Source organism: Lachnoclostridium sp. Marseille-P6806 (genome assembly GCF_964238185.1).
In the GTDB taxonomy this organism is placed as follows: Bacteria; Bacillota; Clostridia; order Lachnospirales; family Lachnospiraceae; genus Brotaphodocola.
This window is the reverse complement of sequence record NZ_CAXSLG010000005.1, coordinates 264824-271551: the sequence shown is the minus strand read 5'-3', so window position 1 is coordinate 271551 and position 6728 is coordinate 264824. Positions and strand designations below refer to the sequence as shown.

Below are 6728 nucleotides of genomic sequence, written 5' to 3'. Positions count from 1 at the left end.
TTAACGCCTGTGGAGATAGTAGGTTACGAGGTCTGGGAAGCAGGAAGCCCATTGGCTTTAGACAATGGGTAGTTCACCAGGAAGGGCTTTCACGATGGGCTGGAGTCTCTCTTTACTTGTCAGGAGCAGCTGAAACATGCCGCTATGATTATGCTGGATGCGGATGGACTGAAGCTGGTTAATGATATTTACGGACACCATATTGGCGATGATTACCTGAAACGGATTGCTTCAGCCTTAGATGAAAGAACAAGGGGAAGGAAGCTCAGTGCGCGCCTGGGCGGAGATGAATTTATACTGTTTTTGTATGGATATTCGGCGAAAATTGATTTGGAACAGGATATTGAGAAGCTGAGGGAGCGCCGGGGAGAATGCTTTCTTGGAGAATCAGAAAACGTTCCTGTTACCCTTGAGTTTTCCATGGGATATGCGTTTTATCCAGACGATGACAGGGATTATCATGTGCTGATGCATCTGGCAGACCAAAATATGTATGAAGAAAAACGAAAACGGAAAAAGTGGCGTAGAGCGTGAGTGAAGGGTATTCTTAAGGCTCAAAGCTATTTTGAAGACACCCGTATATTGCTGAGGAGTGATGTGGCAATATTGCGGGTGTTTTTTATGTGCAGTCAAACTATAAAATAAACTATATAGAAACTATACATAATCATATATTTTACTTATAACCTTTCGAGAAGTATAATAAAAATCAGAAGGAATCTGTTTACGAAAGGAGAAGAATCATGGAGGAAATTAAGGCGGCGCAGGAACAGTTTGGAAAGCTGATTGAATCAGAATTTCAGCGGATTGAGAAAATGAAGAAGGACAGAGAAGCTGTTGATTTTTCCAGGCTGGAAACGATCGTGATTGGAGTTCTTCCCGGTGATGGGATTGGTCCGATTATTATGAAGCAGGCACTGCGGGTTCTGAGAGAGCTTTTGGCGCCGGAGTTGAAACAGGGCCGTGTGGAGATTCGTGAGATTGAAGGAATGACCATTGAAAACCGGGCAGCAAAGCTGCAAAGTCTTCCGGACGAGGTGTTTGAGGACATTAAGAAATGCAATGTTTTGATTAAGGGGCCAATGGTCACTCCACGGGCAGGAGAGCCCTGGCCAAATATGGTTTCAGCCAACAGTCTGCTGCGCCGGGGGCTGGAGCTGTTTGCTGCAGTCCGTCCCATTCGGATTCCGGATAAGAATATTGACTGGACATTTTTCAGAGAGAACATTGAAGGAGAATATATCTGGGGAAATAAGGGAATCCAGGTAAACGAGGATCTGGCCGTTGACTTTAAGGTACAGACCAGACAAGGAAGCGAGCGGATTGCCCGGGCTGCTTTTGAGTACGCGAGAAAAAATGGGAAAAAGAATGTGACGATTGTAACCAAGGCTAATATTGTAAAGCTGGCGGATGGAAACTTTATTGAAGCTGTACGGAGAGTGGGAGAAGAATATCCGGAGATCGAGATTCAGGAGCGGCTGGTAGATGCTATGTGCGCAAAAATGCTGGATCCGGAATTCAACAGGGGAATCGAAGTGATTGTCCTGCCTAATCTTTATGGAGATATTGTAACAGATGTAGCGGCAGAGCACCAGGGAGGATTGGGAACAGCATCCTCCTCCAATATTGGAAATCACTACGCCATGTTTGAGGCAATTCATGGAACAGCGCCATTTTTAATCAATCATGGACGGGGAAATTACGCAGATCCCTGTTCTCTGATTCGGGCGGCAGGAATGCTGATGGCTCATATTGGATATGGGGATCGGAAAGAGCTTCTGGACAGGGCTCTTGATATCTGTACAATTACAGAGCGTAAATGTGTGATTACTACGGATACAGACGGGGCAACGGCAGAGGAATTTACAGACTATCTGCTGGAAACTATCGAGGGGCTGAAAAGGGAAGGCAAAAGGAACAAACCGGAAAAGAAGGATGTGGAAAGAGAAGAGCTGGAAATATAAGCTCAGAACAAAAGCATCCGGCAAGAAAGGAGAAGAGAGAGGCTATGAGGAAATTTCATACGGTCTTTATGAGAGGCGGCACCAGCAAAGGATGTATGTTTCATAAAGAGGATCTGCCAGAAAACAGAGATGAATGGGACAGCATTTTTCTGCAGGCCATGGGGGATCCGGATCCCAAGCAGATTGACGGTCTGGGGGGGAACGGTTTCCTCTAACAATAAAATTGTAATTGTGTGGAAAAGCCAGGAGCCGGGAATTGATGTGGAGTATCTGGTTGGTCAGGTGATTGTGGGGAAGAGCCAGGTAGATTATAAGTCCAACTGTGGAAATATGACAGCCGCCGTAGGCCCTTATGCAGTAGAAGAGGGAATGGTGGATGTTGTGGAGCCGGTGACCTGCGTTCATATGTTAAATCGCAACACAGGAAAATATATTGATGTGACAGTTCCTATTGATCCGGAAACAAAAACCTTTGCTCAGGAGGGAAGCTGCGCCATTGCCGGTGTGGACGGAACGGCTGCGGAGCTGAATGTGAAATTTTTAAATCCTGCAGGCGCAAAGACAGGCTGTCTTCTTCCCACAGGAAGGTGCCTGGATGTTCTTGATATTCCCGGTTTTGGAAAGCTGGAGACAACAATTCTTGACGTATCCAATCCCATGGTTCTTGTACGCGCCAGGGATATTGGCATGTCCGCTGACATCGGCCAGCGCTATCAGTGTAGCGGCTGCACTGAAGGGTTCTGTGGTACAGCAGATGATGCATTCCATGGAACCGGTGAACCATGTGCGGATTGGCCATCCCAGCGGTATTATGACTATGGTGCCGGAGGTAAAAGAGGAGGACGGAGTTCTTAATCTGCCCAGTGTAGGTGTTCAGAGAACAGCGAGAAGAATTATGGAAGGAACCCTTTACATTAGAAAATAATGATTACTTTAACAGATAAAAAGACAAAAAATCATAAAAAAAGCCGGACTTTTCAGGGCAGTCGGGTTTCTGAATCCATAGGGGAGACAGAAACCCGGCTGTCTTTTGGATCCTGTACAGATTTCTATTGACGTTAGTAAAAAAATCTAGTATCATACTGATAAGAACAGGTTTATATAAAGATGCTATTTATAAGAATTTCTAATGAAGATAAAAGGAGAACTAACAATGGCGAAAGTAGGAATTGTAATGGGAAGCGACTCAGATATGCCGATTATGGCAAAGGCTGCTGAGATCCTTGATAAGCTTGGAATTGATTATGAAATGACGATTATCTCCGCTCACAGAGAGCCGGATATTTTCTTCCAGTGGGCAAAATCTGCAGAAGAAAGAGGGATTCGTGTGATCATTGCAGGAGCAGGAAAGGCAGCTCACCTTCCAGGTATGTGCGCAGCTCTGTTCTCTATGCCGGTCATTGGAATTCCCATGAAGACCTCTGATCTGGGCGGTGTAGATTCCCTGTATTCCATTGTACAGATGCCGTCTGGTATTCCGGTAGCAACGGTAGCAATCAATGGAGGCGCCAATGCAGGAATTCTGGCAGCAAAGATTCTGGCTGTTTCTGATGAAGAACTGCTGCAGAAAGTAAAGGATTATTCCGAAGCTCTGAAAAATGATGTAGTAAAAAAGGCAGAAAAGTTGGAGAGTGTGGGATACAAGGAGTATCTGGCACAGATGTAGAAGCGGTTGATAAGAACTGGAAATAAAATACATAGAAACAGCAGAATAAGATCGGAGGATGAATCATGGATTACAAGAAAGCCGGAGTGGATATTGAAGCTGGTTACAAGTCAGTGGAACTGATGAAGGAGCATGTAAAAAAGACCATGCGTGAGGAAGTTCTGGGAGGCCTGGGCGGTTTTTCCGGAGCATTTTCCCTGGCAAAGATCAAAGAGATGGAGGAGCCGGTGCTTCTCTCCGGAACAGACGGCTGCGGAACCAAGGTGAAGTTGGCTATTATTATGGATCAGCATGACACCATTGGTATTGACGCTGTAGCGATGTGCGTCAACGATATTGCATGTGCAGGCGGCGAGCCGCTGTTTTTCCTGGATTATATTGCCTGCGGAAAGAATTATCCCGAAAAGATTGCTTCGATTGTAAAAGGTGTGGCAGAGGGCTGTCTTCAGTCTGAGGCTGCTTTGATTGGCGGAGAGACAGCAGAGCATCCGGGACTGATGCCGGAGGAGGATTATGATCTGGCAGGATTTGCAGTTGGTGTCTGCGACAAAAAAGATATGATTACCGGAGAACATCTGCAGGCAGGCGACGTGCTGATCGGTATGGCATCTACAGGTGTTCATTCCAACGGCTTTTCTCTGGTGCGCAAGGTATTTGAAAAGGAACTGACAAAAGAAGGATTGGATACCTACTATGATGTTCTGGGCAAAACTCTGGGCGAGGCACTTCTGGCACCTACCAGAATCTATGTAAAAGCACTGAAGAGTCTGAAAGAAGCAGGCGTTCAGGTAAAGGCCTGCAGCCATATTACCGGCGGCGGATTTTATGAGAACGTTCCCCGTATGCTGAAAGAAGGAACCCATGCGGTGATCAAAAAGGACAGTTACCAGGTACCGCCGATCTTTAAGCTGCTGGCAGAAAAAGGAGAGATTGCTGAAGAAATGATGTACAACACCTTTAATATGGGACTTGGCATGATTGTAGCAGTCGATCCGTCCCAGGTGGATGCAGCTATGGAGGCAATCCGGAAAACAGGAGATGTTCCCTATGTGGTTGGTTCTATTGAAGCAGGAGAAAAAGGGGTGACCTTATGCTAAGAGTCGGTGTCATGGTTTCTGGAGGAGGCACCAATCTGCAGGCGATTCTGGATGCTGTTGAGGAAGGCAGAATTACCAATGTGGAGATTGAAGTTGTGATCAGCAACAATCCCGGCGCCTATGCACTGGAGCGGGCGAAAAATCATGGAATTGAGGCTGTATGCATGTCACCGAAGGACTATGAAACAAGAGATGATTTCAACCGGGCATTTCTGGAAAAGGTAGATGAATACCATCTGGATCTGATTGTGCTGGCCGGCTTTCTGGTAAAGATCCCAGAGGCGATGGTTGAAAAATATGAGCATCGGATTATCAATATTCATCCGTCTTTGATTCCTTCCTTCTGCGGAGTGGGTTATTATGGGCTGAAGGTACATGAGGCAGCTCTGGCCCGTGGTGTCAAGGTGACAGGGGCAACGGTTCACTATGTGGACGGCGGAATGGATACCGGCCCCATTATTCTGCAGAAAGCAGTGGAGGTGCAGGAAAACGATACGCCGGAGCTTTTACAGCGCAGAGTGATGGAGCAGGCAGAGTGGGTGATTCTGCCAAAGGCCATTGATATGATTGCCAATGGTATGGTATAAAGAAAAACAGGGCAGGCCGGAGGAATACCGGTCTGTCTTTGGTGTTTTAAGATTGATGCTTAAAATAAAGGAGGACAGGCTTGTATGAAGATTCTGATTGTTGGAGGCGGCGGAAGAGAACACGCCATTGCATGGAAGCTGGCGCAGAGCCCAAAGGTAGAGAAGTTGTATTGTGCACCGGGAAATGCAGGAATTGCAGAGGTGGCTGAGTGTGTCAATATTGGTGTTATGGAGTTTGATAAGCTGGTGGAATTTGCGAAGGAGCATGAGATTGACATGACCGTTGTGGCGCCTGATGATCCCCTGGCAGCAGGAGCTGTGGATGCTTTTGAGGCAGCAGGACTGCGTGCCTTTGGCCCCAGAGCCAATGCGGCGATTCTGGAGGGCTCCAAGGCATTTTCCAAGGATTTAATGAAAAAATACAACATCCCCACAGCTGCTTACGAGACCTTTTCCGATCCGGAGGAGGCTATCTCTTATCTGGAAACAGCAAAAATGCCGATTGTACTGAAGGCAGACGGTCTTGCCCTGGGAAAAGGCGTTCTGATTTGCAGGAACCTGGAGGAAGCGAAGGAAGGTGTGAAAACCTTGATGCTGGACAAGCAGTTTGGTTCTGCAGGAGATGAGATTGTTATTGAAGAATTCATGACAGGCCGCGAGGTATCTGTTCTGTCCTTTGTAGACGGAAAAACTATTAAAATCATGACCTCTGCCCAGGATCACAAGCGGGCCAAGGACGGAGATCAGGGGCTGAATACCGGCGGAATGGGAACCTTTTCTCCCAGTCCCTTCTATACGGCTGAGGTAGATACTTTCTGTAAAGAAAAGATTTATCAGCCCACTGTGGATGCCATGCGGGCAGAGGGAAGAGAATTTAAGGGGATTATTTTCTTTGGCCTGATGCTGACAGAAGATGGTCCCAAGGTGCTGGAGTATAATGCCCGTTTTGGAGATCCGGAAACACAGGTGGTTCTGCCAAGAATGAAAAATGATCTGGTGGATTTGTTTGACGCCTGCATTGACGGCACTCTGGATCAGATTGATCTGGAATTTGAGGATAATGCTGCGGTCTGCGTGGTTCTGGCATCAGACGGTTATCCAGAGCATTACGAGAAGGGCTTTCCGATTACCGGACTGGAGCGTTTTCAGTCTGCAGACGGATACTATGTATTCCACGCCGGAAGCAAATTTGACAGCGAAGGCCGTGTTGTTACCAACGGTGGAAGAGTGCTGGGGGTTACGGCAACCGGCGCAACCTTAAAAGAAGCCCGCGCCAATGCATATCAGGCAACGGAGTGGGTGCAGTTTGATAATAAATATATGCGTCACGATATTGGAAAGGCGATTGACGAGGCGTAAGATTGGAAAGGCAATTTGTTAATTCCCATTTCAATCGGAAACAAAGAGCGAAAAC

General features: G+C 46.9%; 9 protein-coding genes and 1 pseudogene. All 10 read left to right on the top strand.

The genetic code is table 11. The features are described from left to right. Nucleotides 1-182, top strand: a 182-nt coding sequence (locus tag ACESON_RS08825; protein WP_373109295.1) for a hypothetical protein, incomplete at its 5' end; no start/stop codon positions are given. Beyond that, nucleotides 100-534 (top strand): GGDEF domain-containing protein, encoded by a 435-nt coding sequence (locus ACESON_RS08820; RefSeq protein WP_373109320.1) that lies wholly within the window; start codon nucleotides 100-102, stop codon nucleotides 532-534. The genes ACESON_RS08825 and ACESON_RS08820, both read left to right, overlap by 83 nt. A gap of 209 nt (nucleotides 535-743) precedes the next feature. Further along, nucleotides 744-1964 (top strand): isocitrate/isopropylmalate family dehydrogenase, encoded by a 1221-nt coding sequence (locus tag ACESON_RS08815; RefSeq protein WP_373109293.1) that lies wholly within the window; start codon nucleotides 744-746, stop codon nucleotides 1962-1964. A gap of 44 nt (nucleotides 1965-2008) precedes the next feature. Further along, nucleotides 2009-2179, top strand: coding sequence for a PrpF domain-containing protein (locus ACESON_RS08810; protein ID WP_373109292.1), 171 nt, complete (start codon nucleotides 2009-2011; stop codon nucleotides 2177-2179). A 16-nt stretch (nucleotides 2180-2195) separates the two neighbouring features. Continuing rightward, a pseudogene (locus tag ACESON_RS08805) lies at nucleotides 2196-2597 on the top strand (PrpF domain-containing protein); the annotation flags it as partial. Continuing rightward, complete coding sequence (locus tag ACESON_RS08800) at nucleotides 2560-2889, top strand: PrpF domain-containing protein (RefSeq protein WP_373109318.1); 330 nt, start codon at nucleotides 2560-2562, stop codon at nucleotides 2887-2889. The pseudogene ACESON_RS08805 and the gene ACESON_RS08800, both read left to right, overlap by 38 nt. 228 nt (nucleotides 2890-3117) lie before the next feature. Next, the gene (purE, locus tag ACESON_RS08795) at nucleotides 3118-3630 is read left to right on the top strand and encodes a 5-(carboxyamino)imidazole ribonucleotide mutase (RefSeq protein ID WP_177959571.1); all 513 of its coding nucleotides are present in this window, start codon (nucleotides 3118-3120) and stop codon (nucleotides 3628-3630) included. Between the two features lie 65 nt (nucleotides 3631-3695). Next, entirely contained in the window at nucleotides 3696-4727 is a 1032-nt protein-coding gene (gene purM / locus ACESON_RS08790) for a phosphoribosylformylglycinamidine cyclo-ligase (protein WP_177959572.1), read from the top strand. Continuing rightward, nucleotides 4721-5314 carry a phosphoribosylglycinamide formyltransferase gene (purN, locus tag ACESON_RS08785; protein ID WP_373109291.1) on the top strand — a complete coding sequence of 198 codons (594 nt, stop codon included), beginning with the start codon at nucleotides 4721-4723 and terminating at the stop codon, nucleotides 5312-5314. The genes purM and purN overlap by 7 nt, the downstream gene beginning before the upstream one ends. Before the next feature lie 84 nt (nucleotides 5315-5398). Continuing rightward, complete coding sequence (gene purD / locus ACESON_RS08780; protein ID WP_373109289.1) at nucleotides 5399-6673, top strand: phosphoribosylamine--glycine ligase; 1275 nt, start codon at nucleotides 5399-5401, stop codon at nucleotides 6671-6673. Nucleotides 6674-6728: the final 55 nt, after the last annotated feature.

Coding starts and splice junctions, on each gene's coding strand:
- ACESON_RS08810 (WP_373109292.1), top strand. CDS start 2,009: ATGAGGAAATTTCATACGGTCTTTATGAGAGGCGGCACCAGCAAAGGA.
- purM (WP_177959572.1), top strand. CDS start 3,696: ATGGATTACAAGAAAGCCGGAGTGGATATTGAAGCTGGTTACAAGTCA.
- ACESON_RS08815 (WP_373109293.1), top strand. CDS start 744: ATGGAGGAAATTAAGGCGGCGCAGGAACAGTTTGGAAAGCTGATTGAA.
- purN (WP_373109291.1), top strand. CDS start 4,721: ATGCTAAGAGTCGGTGTCATGGTTTCTGGAGGAGGCACCAATCTGCAG.
- purE (WP_177959571.1), top strand. CDS start 3,118: ATGGCGAAAGTAGGAATTGTAATGGGAAGCGACTCAGATATGCCGATT.
- ACESON_RS08800 (WP_373109318.1), top strand. CDS start 2,560: ATGTTCTTGATATTCCCGGTTTTGGAAAGCTGGAGACAACAATTCTTG.
- purD (WP_373109289.1), top strand. CDS start 5,399: ATGAAGATTCTGATTGTTGGAGGCGGCGGAAGAGAACACGCCATTGCA.